At 65.0% G+C, this 16,997-nt stretch carries 12 protein-coding genes and 1 pseudogene; 6 read left to right on the forward strand and 7 right to left on the reverse strand.

Annotated elements, in window-relative coordinates; genetic code table 11:
• The first annotated feature begins 197 nt into the window (after positions 1-197).
• Together dnaE and ACWDVB_RS29280 are read left to right on the forward strand one after the other, a co-directional pair.
• Complete coding sequence (gene dnaE / locus ACWDVB_RS29275; RefSeq protein WP_451517622.1) at positions 198-3,743, forward strand: DNA polymerase III subunit alpha; 3,546 nt, start codon at positions 198-200, stop codon at positions 3,741-3,743.
• Complete coding sequence (locus ACWDVB_RS29280; protein WP_451517601.1) at positions 3,740-4,096, forward strand: DUF6300 family protein; 357 nt, start codon at positions 3,740-3,742, stop codon at positions 4,094-4,096. Before dnaE ends, ACWDVB_RS29280 begins: the two co-directional genes overlap by 4 nt.
• 248 nt (positions 4,097-4,344) lie before the next feature.
• Here the strand turns inward: ACWDVB_RS29280 and ACWDVB_RS29285 are convergent, their stop codons facing one another.
• The 5 genes from ACWDVB_RS29285 to ACWDVB_RS29305 all read right to left on the reverse strand — a co-directional run bounded on the left by ACWDVB_RS29285 (position 4,345) and on the right by ACWDVB_RS29305 (position 10,029).
• Positions 4,345-4,782, reverse strand: a complete 438-nt coding sequence (locus ACWDVB_RS29285) for a lytic polysaccharide monooxygenase (protein ID WP_451517600.1) — start codon at positions 4,780-4,782, stop codon at positions 4,345-4,347.
• A gap of 222 nt (positions 4,783-5,004) precedes the next feature.
• Entirely contained in the window at positions 5,005-5,772 is a 768-nt protein-coding gene (locus ACWDVB_RS29290) for a class I SAM-dependent methyltransferase (RefSeq protein ID WP_451517599.1), read from the reverse strand.
• A gap of 214 nt (positions 5,773-5,986) precedes the next feature.
• Positions 5,987-7,948 carry a carbamoyltransferase C-terminal domain-containing protein gene (locus ACWDVB_RS29295; protein ID WP_451517598.1) on the reverse strand — a complete coding sequence of 654 codons (1,962 nt, stop codon included), beginning with the start codon at positions 7,946-7,948 and terminating at the stop codon, positions 5,987-5,989.
• Between the two features lie 32 nt (positions 7,949-7,980).
• Complete coding sequence (locus tag ACWDVB_RS29300; protein WP_451517597.1) at positions 7,981-8,739, reverse strand: class I SAM-dependent methyltransferase; 759 nt, start codon at positions 8,737-8,739, stop codon at positions 7,981-7,983.
• Between the two features lie 105 nt (positions 8,740-8,844).
• Positions 8,845-10,029: a JmjC domain-containing protein gene (locus tag ACWDVB_RS29305; protein ID WP_451517596.1), complete on the reverse strand. Its 1,185-nt coding sequence runs from the start codon at positions 10,027-10,029 to the stop codon at positions 8,845-8,847.
• A gap of 858 nt (positions 10,030-10,887) precedes the next feature.
• Between ACWDVB_RS29305 and ACWDVB_RS29310 the strand changes: the two genes are divergently transcribed.
• From ACWDVB_RS29310 to ACWDVB_RS29320, 3 genes are read left to right on the forward strand one after another with little or no spacing between them, the layout of a single operon-like run.
• The gene (locus tag ACWDVB_RS29310) at positions 10,888-12,243 is read left to right on the forward strand and encodes a TfuA-like protein (protein WP_451517595.1); all 1,356 of its coding nucleotides are present in this window, start codon (positions 10,888-10,890) and stop codon (positions 12,241-12,243) included.
• A 1-nt stretch (position 12,244) separates the two neighbouring features.
• Positions 12,245-13,438: a YcaO-like family protein gene (locus ACWDVB_RS29315; protein WP_451517594.1), complete on the forward strand. Its 1,194-nt coding sequence runs from the start codon at positions 12,245-12,247 to the stop codon at positions 13,436-13,438.
• Between the two features lie 32 nt (positions 13,439-13,470).
• Complete coding sequence (locus tag ACWDVB_RS29320; protein WP_451517593.1) at positions 13,471-14,748, forward strand: MFS transporter; 1,278 nt, start codon at positions 13,471-13,473, stop codon at positions 14,746-14,748.
• Positions 14,749-15,031: 283 nt separating this feature from the next.
• Here ACWDVB_RS29320 and ACWDVB_RS29325 read toward each other — a convergent pair whose 3' ends face one another.
• Entirely contained in the window at positions 15,032-15,511 is a 480-nt protein-coding gene (locus tag ACWDVB_RS29325; RefSeq protein ID WP_451517592.1) for a hypothetical protein, read from the reverse strand.
• Positions 15,512-15,603: 92 nt separating this feature from the next.
• Entirely contained in the window at positions 15,604-16,128 is a 525-nt protein-coding gene (locus ACWDVB_RS29330) for a hypothetical protein (RefSeq protein WP_451517591.1), read from the reverse strand.
• A 408-nt stretch (positions 16,129-16,536) separates the two neighbouring features.
• Between ACWDVB_RS29330 and ACWDVB_RS29335 the strand changes: the two are divergent.
• A pseudogene (locus ACWDVB_RS29335) lies at positions 16,537-16,992 on the forward strand (IS701 family transposase); the annotation flags it as partial.
• Positions 16,993-16,997: the final 5 nt, after the last annotated feature.

Genomic DNA, 16,997 nt, shown 5'->3' on the forward strand with positions numbered 1-16,997 from the left:
AGTCCTGGACACCCTCCAGGACATGCTGCGGTGCTGGACCGGCACCTGCACCACCTGCGACCGATCCCTCACCACCAGCAGACCCAGAACCTAACGAAGCACTACTAGATAGGGTGAGGACTTCCCCGCCGCCTGGAGGTGCTGGACCGGTGTCCGACAGCAGTTTTGTTCACCTGCACAATCACACTGAGTATTCGATGCTCGACGGGGCCCAGCGCCTGAAGCCGATGTTCACGGAGGTCGCACGCCAGGGCATGCCGGCCATCGCCATGTCCGACCACGGCAACATGTTTGGCGCCTATGAGTTCCAGCAGGTGGCCAAGGGCTTCGACGGGGTGAAGCCAATCATCGGGATCGAGGCCTACGTTGCGCCGTCCTCCCGACGCAACCGGAAGCAGGAGTTCTGGGGGCCTGGCGGCGTGCGGGCCATGTCCGACGACGGCGAGGGGTCCAAGGACGTCTCCGGCGGCGGTCGCTTCACCCACATGACGATGTGGGCGCAGAACGTACAGGGTCTGCAGAACCTCTTCTACTTGTCGACAGAAGCCTCCTATACAGGCCAGTTCCCCGCGGGCAAGCCGCGCATGGACATGGAGTTGATCTCCGAGCACGCCGACGGGATCATCGCGTCCACCGGCTGCCCGTCCGGTGCCATCCAGACCCGGCTGCGGCTGAACCAGTACGACGAAGCCCGCGAGGTCGCCGGCGCCTACCAGGACATCTTCGGGAAGGAAAACTACTTCCTGGAGCTGATGGACCACGGCCTGGACCTTGAGCGCAACGTCCGCGCCGACCTGTTGCGTCTGGCCAAGGACCTCAGCATCCCGCTGCTGGCGACAAACGACGCGCACTACGTACTCGAGGAACACGCGGATGCGCACGACAATCTGCTGTGCATCGGGGTCGGCAAGAACAAGGACGACCCAAACCGTTTCCGGTTCAACGGATCTGGCTACTACCTCAAGACCGCAGCCCAGATGCGGGAACTGTTCTCCGAACTTCCTGAAGCGTGTGACAACACACTGCTGATCGCAGAACGTGTCGAGTCGTACTCCTCGGTCTTCGAGAACGTCGATGAGATGCCGGCCTTCCCCGACGTGCCTGAGGGCGAGACCCAGGAGTCATGGCTGCGCAAGGAGTGCCTCAAGGGCCTGGCCATGCGCTATGGCGACCCAATCCCCGGCGAGGTGTTGGAGCGTTTCGAGACCGAGATGTCGGTCATTGGACCGATGAACTTCTCGTCGTACTTCCTCGTCGTTGCCGACATCTGCCGCCATGCCCGGGACAGCAAGATCCCGGTAGGTCCTGGCCGTGGCTCAGCGACCGGCTCGATCGTCGCCTATGCCACCCGCATCACCGAGTTGTGCCCGCTCGAGCACGGCTTGCTCTTCGAGCGGTTCCTCAACCCCGAGCGCATCAACCCGCCTGATGTCGACCTCGACTTCGACGACCGGCAGCGCGACGCCATGGTGCGTTATGTGGTGGACAAGTACGGCGACGAGTACACGGCGATGGTCAACACGTTCGGCAAGCTCAAGGCCAAGAACGCGATCAAGGACACTTCCCGGCTGATGGGCTACCCGTTCTCGCACGGAGAGCGGATCACGAAGGCGCTGCCCGCCGATGTGATGGGCAAGTCCATCCCCATCAACGGGATCTTCGATCCGGAGCACCCCCGGTACGGCGAGGCGGGGGAGATCCGGGCCCTCTATGAGAGCGAACCGGATGTCAAGAAGGTCGTGGACGGCGCCAAGGGCGTCGAGGGATTGATCCGCAACACCGGTGTTCACGCGGCTGCGGTGATCCTTTCGAAGACGAAGCTGACCGACCGGATCCCGCTCCACATGCGCGCCAAGGACGGCGTGAAGATCACCGGTTTCGACTACCCCAGCTGTGAGGACATGGGGCTGGTCAAGATGGACTTCCTGGGTCTGCGCAACCTGGGTGTCATCGATCAAGCGATCCAGAACATCCGCGAGAACCGCGGCGTGAATATCACCACGGACGCGGTGCCCCTGGGCGACGACCAGCCGATTCCTCTGGACGATGCGACCACCTTCGCCCTGCTGGCGCGCGGCGACACGTTCGGGGTTTTTCAGCTCGACGGCGGCGGCATGCGCACCCTGCTCAAGTTGATGGAGCCCTCCCGGTTCGAAGACATCGCGGCCGCCCTCGCCCTGTACCGTCCCGGCCCCATGGCGGCGAACGCCCACACCAACTACGCGCACCGAAAAACCGGTCGCCAGGAGATCGAGCCGATCCACCCGGAGCTCAAGGAGCACCTGGAAGGAATCCTGGGCAACACGTTCCACCTGCTCGTCTACCAAGAGCAGATCATGGCCATCGCCCGCCAGCTCGCCGGCTACACGCTGGGCGGCGCCGACCTGCTGCGCCGAGCCATGGGCAAGAAGAAGCCAGAGGTCCTGGCTGCCGAGTGGGAAAAGTTTCACGGCGGCATGCAGACCAACGGGTACTCCGAGGAGTCCATCAAGGCTCTGTGGGACGTGATGCTGCCGTTCTCGGGCTATGCATTCAACAAGTCTCACACTGCCGGCTATGGTCTCGTCTCCTATTGGACCGCCTACCTCAAGGCGAACTACCCGGCCGAGTACATGGCCGCCTTGCTCACCTCCGTCGGCGACGACAAGGACAAGGCCGCCATCTACCTCGCCGATGCTCGCAAGCTGGGTGTGCAGGTGCTGCCCCCGGACATCAACGAGTCCGTTGCGGACTTCACCGCCGTCGGTGACGACGTACGCTTCGGTCTGCGGTCGGTGCGCAACGTCGGCGACGGCGTCATCGAATCGCTGGTGGCCTCACGCAAGTCAAAGGGCAAGTACACGGCCTTTGCCGACTTCCTGGAGAAGGCAGACATCGCGGCGCTGAACAAGCGGGCCGTGGAATCGTTGATCAAAGCTGGCGCCTTCGACTCGCTGGGCCACACCCGCAAGGGCCTGTCGGCGGCGCACGAGGACGCCATCGACTCGATCATTCCCGTAAAGAAGGCCGCCTCCTTCGGCCAGGATGACCTGTTCGCGGCGCTCAGCCAGGGTGACTCCGAGGAGCCGGTCTTCGGACTGGACTTCCCCATCGCCGAAGACGAGTGGCCCCGCAAGCAAGTCCTGGCCACCGAGCGGGAAATGCTCGGCCTGTATGTCTCGGCGCATCCCCTTGATGGCACCGAGCACATCCTGTCCCGTCACCGTGACACCACCATCAGCGAGCTGCTCGGCTCGGGGCGCACCGAAGGAACGGTCCGCCTGTCGGGTCTGATCACGGGCGTCGAGCGGCGCATGACCAAGCAGGGCAACGCCTGGGCCATCATTAAGCTCGCCGACCGCGACGGCGAGATGGAGGTCCTCTTCTTCCCGGCCGTATACAACCTTGTTGCACATGCGCTGCTTCCCGACAGCGTGGTCTCCGTCCAGGGCCGCCTCAACGACCGGGACGGCGCGGTCAGCATCTTCGGGCAGGAGATCCAGGTTTTGGATGTTTCGTCGGCCGAGCATGGCGGCCCCCCACCGGTTCAGCTGGCGTTTCCCGCCTACAAGGTCAACCAGCCCGCCGTGGACGAGCTGAAGCGCATCCTCACGGCGCACCGGGGTGAAAGCCCGGTGCGGATGCGGGTTCAGGGCCCCGACAAGACGGTGGTGTACGAGCTGGGCTTCTTGGTCGACGCGACGTCCGTCGCCTCCGACATCAAGGGAGCGTTCGGCCCGGGCGTGTGGATGGGCGTGGCGTGAAACACAATCACGACGAGATCGTCCTCCGCCTTGCCGGTGCGGAGACGTCCCTCTGCGGGAGCTGTGGGCTGGCGACGCTGTTACAGGCCACCTTCCCCCACTCCTGGAGGAACGCCCGGGGTGAGGAGGTGGCCGGTCTTCGCCAGGCTGCACTGTGCCGGTCCTGTGACCACGGAGATCCCGCCAGCGATGGACTCCTGGCGCTGTTCCCGAAGGGCCAGCAGTTCGACGTCAGAGATCTCGAGGCCTTCGGCGGCCTCGCCGCCGCGTGGGTGGAAGCCGTGCGCCACAGAGTGCTGGACACAGACCTGCTCGCTGATCAAGAGGCCCTGTGGCATCGAGGCGAGCTGTGATGCCCCAACAGGTGTCCTCGGCCGTCTGGGCCGAGGGCCGCCAGCGTCCCGAAAGGCGGCTCACCTAGCGCGGCAACGACGTCTAGGACCCAAGATGGCAAGAGGTACCTGCTCGGCCGGATCTGTCCGTTCTGGTGGCGCAGCGTGGATGCCAGCCGAGCAGGTACGTGGGTGAGCTAGTGCGGCTGGTGGCTGTGGTCGTGGGGGGCATTCCCGCGCGCCGTGGCCCTGACCGCAAGGTGTGTCGCCTACGTGATGTCGATGTCCGCGACGGAGTAGAAGGCCGTGTCGCTGTCCGTGACCGTACAGATCGCCAATAGGGCATGGCGTCCGTGGCGGTCCTTGGGCAGTTCAACGTCGTGGATGGTGAACGGGTGGACCGCTTCGGTCCGGATCTCGGCGAAGGGCTGCTCGTCAAAGACGGCGCGGCTGAGCGGCTGTGACGGTGTGTAGGTGGGCACCGTGAGGAAATAGGAGAAAGTGAGAGTAGGCCGAGGCGTGGCGATCGTCCAGCGCACCTCGAGCGGTTCACCGGCGGAGACGCGCGTGGCGTGCCACCTCTCCGCTCCAGCCTCATCGAGTTTGCTCAGGTCGTCGTGGCCGGCGCTCGCTATCTGCTGATCGGCGGGCCCTGCCTGCGGGTAGCCAGCTGGCCCGTCGATGCGCTGGTACTTCGAGAAGGCCATACCGGCGTCCGTGTTGAATTCCCCCCCCAGAAGCTTGCGAGGTACGCGCGGCTGGGCGGGGTCGAAAGGTGTCCCGTCATCGGTATGTCTTACTCCTTCAGCAGCACCCGGCGTTGAGCGTACGGCCAGCGTCCCAGTCTCTGCCGGTGTCGGTCGCAGCGCTGGGCTGAGCACCTGGCCGGTTGTCGCGATATCTCACTGGTCGTAGCTTGCTGAGGACGCCTATGGGACGTCGCTCTGCTCAACTTTGCAGTAGATGGAGACTACTTGTGTGCTGTCGGGGGTCACCGGGGTTCCCTGCCAGTCCTGGGCCCGGGACACGAGTTCCAGGCTGGCCATGGTCGCCATGAGATCGAGTTCTGAGGGCCAGACCCAGCGGACGTGGCACGGCAGCAGGCTCAGTCCGTCTTCCGAGAAGCTGATCTCCTGGAAGGAGATTGTTTGCTTGGCGGTGTCGACGACGGTCGCTGAGAGGGCAAGGTGCTGGTCGCTGAGGCCGCGGATGCTGAGGTTCTTCCCGCGCAGTTTCCCAGCGAAGACCTGCGGGTGGGTGTGCTCGACGGCGAGATGTCCGCCGACGGTGAGCACTCGTGCGCTGTTACGTATGCAGCGCAGTTGGTCCTGTTGTGATTGCAGCAGATGCAGCGCGCTGTGCGCTGCGATCACCAGGGAGTAGGTCTCCTGGGTGGGCACGTCCGCCATGTCCCCGGTGATCACGCAGAGCGGCAGGCCTGCGGCCTTCTCCGCAACGCGGCGAGCCATCTTCTCGGACAGCTCGATGCCGTCGACGGCGACCCCCGCCTGGGCGAGGGGGATTGCGATACGTCCGGTACCGATCCCCAGTTCCAGTGCCCTTCCCCCAGCAGCTAGTTTCACCAGCCCTGCGACGACCTCGTCTGGTTCGGGCGTGCCCAAGAAGCTCTCGTCGTAGTGATCCGCCCAGACCTCCCAGAGGTGGCGTTCGCTCCAGCGGTCCGGGTCGGTGCTCATGTGAGGTCTCCTTGGAATGGGGCACGCCGCGTGGGGAAGTCGGCGTTTGCCTGTGGCTGCGGTGCAGCCCGGCGGCAGGACCCGTGGGGGATGTTAGAGCGGCTGGTGGGCCGCCTCAGGCTCGGGTGGATTGGGCCTGCGTGGCCGGGGCGGTTCCATGATGGGCATGCCATCCGCGTCTGTCATCGTGGCTCTCTTCCTGCGCTCGACTGCTTCAGAACGTGTAGCGGGATCCGATGGAGGCGAACTTCTCGCCGCGCTCCCGCATCCGGTTCTCCGAATAGGCCCGCAGGTCGGGGTCCGCTGCGAACTGCTGGTCCACGGCTTCGCGGACGGCCTGGGCTCCCTGTGCGGTGGTGATGTCGACAGCGTCCACCATGAGGTTGTCGTGCAGGTAGCGATAGAGGTACACGTCGGGCAGACCGTGCGGGTTGAGCGTGGCCCGGATCCGCTCCTCTGCTGCGTGAGGGATGTGGGTGAAGCGTTCGTGGTCCCGTGGGAGGGGTTCCGTCTGCGCGTAGGCGTCGAAGTTGGTGAACTCGACGCGTGTGCCGTTGAGGTAAGCGACCTTAATCCTTTTTCGCAGGCAGAAGTTCACGGCCTCGGTGAGCTTCTCGATGATCGGCTCACCCTTGTCGTTGAGGGAGGTGTTGCAGAGCATCGGCACACCAGTAGCGGTGTGGAAGGCGCTGATGAGGCGGTGCAGCTCGGGGTTCTGCTCGGCGGTCAGGGTCTGGACGCGGGCCGAGTAGTCCAGGTGTGCGACGGCGGGGATCTGGGTGCGGCGTGCTCCGCGGATCCGGAAGGTCTCGAGCATGTAGGGCGAGGGACGGGCGTCTTCGAACCAGTCGTCGATGTGGTCCTGGAGGACGACCGGTGCGACCGGGCGCCACCATTCGCGCTGTTTGTGCTGGTTGAGGAGTTCTTTGGAGGTGTAAGTGGTGGGGTCGGCGATGAGGCTGCGGTTGCCCAGGGCCCGAGGGCCGATCTCTGACCGGCCGTGGAACCAGACGATGGGGCCTTCTTGCAGGTCTGCGACGGCCTGATTGTCGTCGTAGGCGCTGGTAGTAGCGATGTAAGGCTGGTGTTCGGTGAGGACCTCGTTGAGGGCCTGGTCGCTTCCTCCGAGGTAGGCGGAGGGGAAGCGGAAGGAGAACGTCTGGTCTCCGCTCTTCTTGAGGAACGCCGCCAGTGCCATGCCGATGGACTGTCCGTCGTCGCCCACGCAGGGCGGAGCGAGGAGCTCCTTGAAACCGTACTTCTCCATAAGGTGGCTGTTGGTGGGGCAGTTGAGGGCGTAGCCGCCGGCCAGCGCCAGGTGCGTGTCAGCCGGATTGAGCTGGTGGCGCTCGACTGCCTGCTCGACGCTGTTCTCCATAATGCGTACGGAGATGGCCTGGACTTCCTTCATGACGGCGCTGACCAGGGAGTCCTGCGCGGAGAACTCGGGGTCGCTGACCAACGTGGCGCTCACCTGGTCGACGATGTGGCTCAGGGCGGTAGCCGCTGTGGTCATGGAGGTGATGTCGTCGAAGACGAACTCGCGAAGAATGGCGTCCTGGTCGCAGGTGCCGTGGGCCTTGGTGGCAGTGGCCAGCGCCATGAGTGTTCCCTCGCGCTGGCGGAAGCGGTCCTTTGCGGCGCCGTAGAGGGGGGCTGGAGACTGGACAGGGAAGATCGTCGACTCGCCGTTGCGGACGACGCATCCCGCGAACCACTTGTCCTTGATGCTGCGTTCGATGACGAACTCGGGGCCTCGGTCCACGGCGAAGCCCAGGATGGTGCCGTTGTAGTACTTGTCGGTGTCCAGCAGCAGGGCGCTGTAGAGGTGCGAAAGGGCGTGGTAGGCGATGTCGGGGTGGTCATCACCCAGGTGGTAGTCGCTGACAGTGTCGATGTCCGGTGTTCCCCAGACCTCGGTCATGTCCTCGAGGGTCAAGCCGTGTTCAGCCAGTTGTTCGTTGAGGAAGCTGGTGAGGTGCTCGCGGTCCAGGAAGGGGGTCCGGTGCTGTTTCTGGCCGCTGATGCGTTCGATCTCCCAGTGGGCGATGAGGGTGACCTGCTGCCCGTCCTTGCGCCAGAGGGAGAAGTTCGCGTCATGACGGTAGGTCACATTCAGGACGCGTTGCAGGCCGACCGGGTTGAGGTAGGCAGAGAGGTAGTAGCCGTCCTTCATGCGTTCTCCAGCAGTTCGTGGGGTCAGGGCGGTCAGTCCTTGAGGGCGAGGGCTACGCCGTAGCCGCCGTTGCCGTCCTCGATGGTGTGGCTCAGACGCCACGGCGAGGGGGTCAGGAGTTCCTCGAGCTCGCTCAGTGAGCAGTAGAGGTAGTCGAAGTAGGGGGTGACCAGGGCTCCGGAGCGGATGCGGATGCGCAGTTGGCCCGCCATGCGGCCGGCGTCGCGGTTTGCCTGGTGGTAGTCCGTGTGCAGGGTCCCCTTTGAGGCGTAGGGGTCGCGGCCGGTAGCCAGGACCTGGGCTCCGGAGGCGGCGACGCGTGCCCACTCCTGCAGGGTGATGAGGGATTCTTCCCGCCCGCCCAGCAGGCCGAGGTTGGCGCCCATGGCCAAGATGGTGTCGGCCGAGTTGTCGTCGCAGGGCAGGCTCTGCGCGGTTCCCAGACTGGCCGGTATGCCCTGCTTTTGGCACAGGTCGACGGCCCCGGGCGAGGAGTCGATTCCCAGTACGGTGTGGCCCTGTTGCTGGAGGTGGAGCAAGTGGCGCCCGGCGCCGCAGCCCACGTCGAGGATGCGGCCGCTGGCCTTGGCGAGGAGGTCTTGTTCCCGTTGTGGCCACTGATCGTGCGGGGCGAAGTATTCGGCGGCGTCGCACACCCCGGTGAAACCGTCGGAGCGCTCGATGACCTCGAAGACGCGGCCGGAAGCGGCTTCGGCGTTCCAGACACGGGTCAGGAGGTGCCCGATGGCGTCCCCGCTGGTGGGTGGCAGGTGGCGGAGAGGTTCTTCCATGGACGGGCTCCTGGCGGTGTGCGATCGGTGGCGCGTGGCGGGCGAGGCGTGTACAGGACTGCTGCGCCCGGACGGGGGGCCGGGCGCAGCAGTGGTGCGGTGCGATCAGGCGAGGGTGATGGCGCCTTCTCGGACCAGGCGCTGGCAGAGCAGCAGCCGGGATACGGCGTCGAGTTCGCTGCTGACGCTGTCGCAGGTGAAGGTGTCAGCGGTCTCGGCCAGGGCTGTCAGGTATTTCTCGGTGCGGGCCGGGCTGGTGAAGCGGCGCTGTCCGAAGACGGTGTGGACGGCCCCGTCCTCCGCGGTGACCTCCAGCGGAACCGCGCGGCGCAGTCGGGTTTCGGCGTTGACGTGGTCGGAGGCGCTGATCGCCGTAAGGCGGCCGGTGGCCAGGGTCCGCTGGCGGGGGACGACCGATTCCAGGTGCTGACCGATGAGTTCGCCGATGTCGACGTTCTTGAGGGTGTCTGCGAAGGCTTCGAAACGGGGCGCCAGATTCTCGGTGAGCTCCGGCTGCCCGTCGCGCAGGAGGGGCACCGGGCCGGTGAGGTCGTTGTCCTGGCAGTACTGCTCGAAGGCGCGCAGCAGCACCTTGGTGGCAAGCTCGTTGTACCGGGGAACGTCGAACTGGATCGTCTGGTGGATCGACAGGCCCGCCTCGGTGGTGCGGACGACGTGCGGGGTCCCCTCGGGCACATAGAGCATGTCGCCTGGCTTCATGACCAGCTGACGGATTTCGGCGTCAGGGTCGTTCTTCTTCTCCCAGAGGGTCGGGTGGATCTCCCACTGCTTGGTGCCGTGCGTCTGCATGACGATGATGTCGTGCGGGTCGGCATGCAGGGAGAAGGCCTGGGCGCTGGGGGGTGTGACGAACAGGATGACGCCGGCCCGGATATGGGTGACGGCCTCGAACTGTTCGCACATGGCGCGCAGCTGGGGAATGTACTGGTCGACCTGGTTGAGGGTCAGTGACGCGCCGTTGGCGACATGCTGGGCCACCTTGACCGGGTCGGGGCTGCCTTCGGTGGCCAAGGTCATGATGCGCCGGACATCGGCGGTGCTGCCGACGCTGCGGGCGCGGGCCTGTTCGCCGACGCTCATGTAGGTAGACGGCGGCAGGTTGCGTCCCTCGTTGCACACCCACAGCTGAGAGACACGCAAGGTGCGGGAGTCAAGGAGGCGGTCGAGGTCTTCCGCGGTCATCAGGGCGGAGGTGTCCACGACCCCTGGGGCGTGCAGGGGACGCTTGCCCCAGTGCGGGCCGATTGTCTTGACGAGTTCGGCTGCCACCTCGGTGCCCGGCGCGTAGTGCGTGGGCCCCAGGATGCGTGCTCCTGACGGCGCGTCTGTCGTTGCGAAATCCGTCTCTACCAGGGGCTGGCCCACCGTTCGGCCCTCTCTTCGTTGTTCACGTCTGTGCGGCTGGAGCGGTCTGGCTGCCGAGCCGGTGTTGCTGCGCAAGCAGAGGTGGAGGCGGTGTCCCGGCGCTGCGCGCCTGGGCACCGCCTCCACAACTGGAGTGCTGTGGCACGGTGTTCACCGCTTCACAGCGTCACGTGGTAGGCCGACTCACTCGTCGGTGTAGGAGGCCGACTCGTGAGCGATGGTGGTGGGCACAGCCTCGTCGAACAGGTCGTCAGAGGCCTCGATCGTGTTCTCCGTGCGCATAGCACTCTCCTTGGTGAAGTCACGCGACTTGTATGAGCCGCATAAGCCCCGTCCTTTTTCGTCAGCTCTGCTGCTGGATGCAGCCTGCTGGCGGTGCGGCTCAATGAAAGTAACAACGCGCCAGAAAGATCGGCAAGGGATTTCCGGCCATTGGCCTGAACCCTTGAGTTTGGCCGATCCGCTCGCCGCAGGGTCATTCCTGGAGTATTTCCACTCTATGAACGCGCGCTGTCCCGACGACCACCCGTTCAAACATTCAACTTACAGCGACCAGTGCGTGGCCTATTTGCCACCGGGGCCCGATTGGGCAATAGGGAACTGTTAGGTGCTACATGCAGTCGAAAAAATGAAATGGCCTCATAGATCATCGTTTCGCCCGCATCATCCCTCTTGGTCTGGGCGTCGAGGGCGGCTAACCTCAGGCCCTGAGCTGGAGAGACCGTGATGCGCGACAGACCGTGACGCTGAGTGAGGAACCTGGTGCCAATCCACATATTCACAGGACCGACAGCAGCAGAAGAGGCGGCCAAAGAAATCATTCCGGGCTGCCACATCCACCCGCCTGCACAGCACGGTGATTTCATCCGCAACAGATTCTCCTCGCAAGACATCGTTCTTCTTGTCGACGGCCTCTACCACGCAAATCCGCCGATTCGCCACAAGGAAATTCTCGAGTCGATATCCCGGGGCGCCACTGTCATCGGCGCAGCGAGCATGGGCGCCCTCAGGGCAGCCGAGCTCCACCCATTCGGAATGCACGGAGTCGGAAAAATATTCGAGTTCTACCGGGACGGAGTCATCGACGGAGACGACGAGGTAGCCGTTCTCCACACCGCCGGACCGGAGTGGAAGGTCCTCAGCGAAGCCCTGGTCAACATGCGCCACACCTTGGCCGCTGCCCGGCAGGCGGGCGTGATCACCGGATCCGAAGAAGGGGATTTGCTGGCGGTGGCCCGGTCCCTGCACTATCCGCGTCGCTCCTGGCGTGCGGTGCTCCAGGCCTGCGAGCATCAGGGCCCCGCCCTGCGCGAGGCCGCCGACCGGATCCTCGGCTTTCACCGGGAGCACGGGACTGATGCGAATCTGAAGTACCTGGACGCGTGCACCGGGCTGCGCTATGCCCGCGCCCTGGCCGAAGGCACCTCGGCGCCGCACGGCACCCAGGCCGAGGACTGGCCCACCGGATGGCGCACGACCTACCTGCGCAAGTGGAATCGCGAATTCACCGGCGATATGCATGACGGACGGTTCGTCAGCGCTTCCCAACAGCTCGACTACCAAAGGCTGTTCGGGCCCGACCAGCCGCAGCGCTGGCGGCGCTACGTCCTGTCTGCCATGACCGGCCTGCCCGCCGATGCTCCGGTGGCGCAGCTGGAGGAGCAAGCCCTGTCCGCTGCCCACGGCCTGGAGCTCAGCTGCGCGTCCGTCGCCGACGGCCAGCTGCGGCACTGGCTGACCGAAAACGAGCAGGAACAGCTGTCAAAGCGGGAGAAGTTGCTTACCGTTCTGATCCGCTCTTCACGGCTAACCGCCGATCTCAGCGACGGTCCGGCCGCACGCTGGCTGCTTCCACAAGCCGAGCACAACCGTTCATTGATCTCCTCAAGCCTGCACATTAACGACCAGGTGGCCGCGTCTTCTTTCAGCAAGCACATCGACCACCTCAAGAAGAGCGTCCTGGAAAGGCATCTGAGCCTCATCTGGGGCCTTCTGGCCGATGCCGATATCGATGTATCCGCCCGGGAACGGGGATTTGCCTCCACCGCAGAAGCAACAGAGGCACTTCGCCCCTTCTTCCTCAAGGACTACTACGACCGACGTCAAAACGGAGCGTGACGTGACCTTCTCCCCCACCGCAGCCCCCGCTACCGGCCGAAAGGTGTACACCCTGGGCACCCACCGGGTGCGCAGCCCACAGGAAACCTGGCAGATGATCAGCGGCCGGCTGCCGGAGTTCGGCATCAGCCGGGTCGCCGACGTGACCGGCCTGGACATCATCGGCATCCCGGTCGCGGTGGCCTACCGGCCCCTCTCACGTACCCTGTCGGTCTCCCAGGGCAAAGGCCACACACTCCTGCTCGCCAAGATCTCGGCCGTGATGGAGTCCGTGGAGATGTGGCACGCAGAGTTCGCCTGCCCCTCCCCCACCCACCAGGCCACCCCCACCGCCGCCCTGCAACTCCCCTACCGTCTGGAGGACCTGGAGCAGCACGAGGGCAGCCTCCTGCATGAGGGCAGCCCACTGGACTGGGTCAGCGCCACCGGCATGCTCACCGGAAAGCCGCTCCCCGCGCCCCTGGACTGCGTGCAGCTGACCAGCTTCGCTGGCCAGAGCTGGCATCCACGCGGCCTACTCGTCTCCAGCAACGGCCTGGCCTCGGGCAACTCGTTCGCGGAGGCGGCCTTGCACGCCCTCTACGAGGTGATGGAACGCGACGCGCTCAGCCAGTTGACCGCCGCGCCCGGCGATGTGCGACGCAATATCCGGGTGGAGAGCATCGACGACCCGGCGTGCAAGCCGCTGATCGAAAAGATCCTCAGCCAGCAAGTCTTCCTCGACGTGGCCGCGGTACCCAATCAGTGGGGCATCCCGTGCTTCGCCGCCTTCGTGTGGAGCGAGGACTTCGCTCTGCTGACGGCCGGCTCCGGGGCACATTCCTCGGCCAGTGTGGCGCTCTCACGGGCCATCACCGAAGCGGTCCAAAGCCGCCTGACCCTCATCAACGGCAGTCGGGATGACTTGGTAGCCACCTACTCCCACGTCCTTCGAGGCGCCACCCGGCGACCCGCCGTTGACCCCCGGGCCTGCACCTACCCCGAAGCGCTGACCGGGTACGGGCAGTCCTTCGACAACATCCAAGACGAGCTGGCCTGGGCTTCCCGCGCTGTCGCCGAAGCGACTGGCCACGAACCGATGACGGTCGATCTCAGCTCCAGCGACGACTTCGCCGTCGTCAAGGTCATCTGCCCTGGCCTGAACAACAGCACACGACATGTCATCCCCAGGCCCGACTACGTAGGGTCTGCCTAAAACACACCTGGCCCGCAAGCGAGAGCTGTTGCATGAGTTCGAACACGACCACCTCCCCTGCCAAAACAGTCCGCCCCTGGCGCGGCCCCTACATCCGCTACGTGGCCGGCCGCGGTGTCTCCACCGCCGGAACCAACCTGGTCAATGTGGTGATGGCGTTCGCGGTCCTGCAGGTAGGAGGCAACGGTCTCTCGGCCGGACTCGTTCTGGGCTCCTCTGTGGCAGCCCAAACGCTGCTGCTGCCGGTCGGCGGCGTCCTGGCAGACCGGCTACCCCGCAAGACCCTCGCCGTCGCCGGCAATCTCGTACTTGCCGGGGTCCAGGCAACGCTGGGCACGCTGCTGATGACCCGACCCGGACAGACATCGGTGTGGATGTTCATCGCTGCGTCCGCTGTCACCGGCGCCGCAACCGCGATGGTGCAGCCCGCCTTCCAGGGGCTAATAGTCGAGCTCGTTCCCGCTCCCGCCCTGCAGAAGGCCAACGCCTCGCTGCGCCTGGTCCTGAATCTGGCCCGCATCGCGGTGCCCGGCCTTGGATCCCTCCTCGGCGCCGCCTTCGGCTTCGGCCAGGTCCTCATCGCCGGATCCCTGGCTTTTGCCGCCTGCTCCCTGATCCTGCTGGGCCTGCGTCTGCAGATGCCCGACCGCCGCTCCAGCACCATCGCGCACGGCTGGCGCGAGGGCTGGCAGGCGTTCAAGTCCCGCCCGTGGATGTGGGGTTATGCCCTTGCCGGAACCCTCGCTGTCCCGCTGTGGCTTGCCGGGTACCAGCTCCTGGGCCCGCTGATTCTCTCCGACGAATCCGGTGGTGCCTCCCACTGGGGCTGGGCTGTGTCCGCATTCTCAGCCGGCATGGTCTCCGGATCTCTCATCGCCCTGCGCTGGCGTCCTCAACGCCTGATGCTGGCCTGCGTCGCTGTGCAGCTAATCTGGCCTCTGCCGCTTGCGGTCCTGGCTACAGCACCGCAACTGCCCTGGCTGCTGGCCTCAATGCTGCTCAGTGGGATGAGCCTGGAACTGGCCGTCGTCTTCTTCGAGACCGCCAAACAGCAACAGGTCCCCGAGCATCTAATCGGCCGTGTCACCTCTCTCACCATGATCGGGGAGAGTGCCCTGGTCCCCTTCGGATACGTCCTGGCCGGAACCGTCGCCGACTGGATGGGCGCCGCCAACGTGATGTGGATGTGCGCCCTGGGCATCCTGGCAACCAACGTGCTGCTCCTGTTCATCCCCAGCGTTCGGACCCTTCCTGCCTTGCCCACCCTCACCGAAAACCGGGACACCGAGGGGGCCACCAGCGCCCAGTGAGCTGTCTGTACACAAACAGCCTATTTGTGATGCTCGCTGGGCGACGGGAGGGCCTAGCCAGCCGCGGAATAGCTGCTGGAGGGTGGTTTTGTGGCGGCGTCGTACAGCGCGCGCGACTGGCCAGGGTGAGGTCCAGGCTGAGGCACCTGGGCTCTCCCTCAGGAACGTCCCCACGTACGGCCACGCCGACCGGACGTGGGCTTAGGCACTGTTCATCCGTGAGATCTCCCCGACCCATGAACCGTGATCATTCACACCTCAAGATCCACTTTCGATACACGGCCTAGCTCTTACGGGACTCCATAAGTCCCATGACCAGGTTCGCTACAACTCCGAGCAAGGTTGCGGCCCCTGCGGGAAGCCACGGATCAGTGGCGTGCAGCCCGGGAGTGAATTCGAGGACGAAGAGGGCGGCGAGGAATGTCGTCAGGCACGAGGTGATCGCCTCCACCACCTCCCTGGTCCGTTTCGCGGGCTGGTTGAGCCGCAGCAGAAATCGCACCGGGGTGGTGAACAGGCCAGCGAGCAGTCCGCAAGGGAGGCAGAGCAAGGCCGCCCAGAACAGTGCGCTCAGGCCGTCGAACTCGATCATGTCGCTGAACGCAGCCGTGATGATCAGGACCACGAGCAGGAGGAAGAGCATGACGACGGCTGCGACACCGAGCCCAAGGCTTGTGATTCCGGCTGCGGCCAGGATCTTTCCCCTGGCGTCGAAGGAACTCCACGTCGGCTCTTCGTCATTCCGCTGGTGCTGCTTGCTCATCTCTCACTTCCTTCCTGCCACGTCCGCAACTCCTGAGGAGGGCCGTGCTCCTCGCGAGACGAGGAGCACCGCCCTCTTGCCCGAGAGGGTGCTCAGACCGCGACCAGCATGATTGCGTGCGCGAGGTCCCTGGCTACATCGGTCGGGACGCCCGCCTTGACCATGGCAATGGTCAAGGCGGTCTCGCTCCAGCCTTCGACATCTTCGATCGCATCGGCGATCTTGTTGCCGTACTTCCCGACGTATTTGCCGGTCGGCTTGTGGACCTTACCGAGGATCTTGCCGGCCCAGGAGCCGCCGTGACGCAGGCCGGCCACGATCAGCTTGCGGACGATGGTGCCCATGCCCAGGGCCCGCTTCGAGCGGTGGTGCGGGTCCTCCAACTGCTGGGCGTACTGCTCGAACTCTCTGATCTGCTGCGCGTCCGCGTTGTCGGTACGCATGCGCGAAACGAGGTCACGCACGTCATCGGCTGTAGGGCGCAGAGCCTCCTCCACCCGCACCGCTGCCTCCTGCGTGCGGTTCGCCTCCGTGGCCGACGCCATCGGGGCCGCAACGCCGAAGGCGATACCGGCCATGGCGACTGTGGCAGCTATGCGGAGTCCCTTGTGGTTCACGTACGCTCCTTGCTTGAAGGTGAAACGATGCGGGCGTCATAGGTGCAACTGGGGCTGCGAAACCTGTGCACCGGCGCCCGCATCCGCCCAGCTCTCGACCTGGAGGGAAAACAGGACAGCCGTTGAGCGGAATGATCATGAACATACCCGGGCACCCTGGGCCATCTCCACCTCACACTTCGTGATGATCATCACTGAAGCCGCGTCACAACCCACACCAGGGCCAATCGGTCATCTCACGTCGAGACGGGTATGCCGTCACGTGCCGTGAGCCCACGTGTCTGTGGAGGCCGCAGGATTGGGGGCGTGAAGCGGTGGCTCGGCACAACGCGGCCAACCAATTTGCGAGCCCTAGTACTGCAACGGTGCTTGCCGTGACTGGTGGCCAGCTCGGTCGTTGATGTGTTTATGGGTGGGGACCTTGCGGATGTCAGGTTGTGGGCGAGCGAACTGGACGCTGTGCGCCAGCGGTTCGTGCATCGGTTCAACCGGGAGGAGCCGCGCCAGTCGGCGCTGGCCTACATGCGCGGGCTGGTCGCGCCGCTGGAGCGCAAGAACGGGTGGACACTGGCCGAGGAGGCCGGACACAGGGGTCCGGACCGGATCCACCGGTTACTCAACCGTATCGAGTGGGACGCTGATGAGGTCCTGGACGACGTACGCCACTACATCGTCGAGCATCTCGGTGAACGTGAGGCGGTGCTGATCATCGACGACACCGGCTTCCTGAAAAAGGGTGACCGCTCGGCCGGCGTCCAGCGGCAGTACTCCGGCACCGCGGGACGCACCGAGAACAGCCAGATCGGTGTCTTCCTCGCCTACGCCACCGGCCGCGGACGCACACTGATCGACCGCCGTCTGTATCCCGG

This window comes from Streptomyces sp. NPDC003379 (assembly GCF_053589195.1).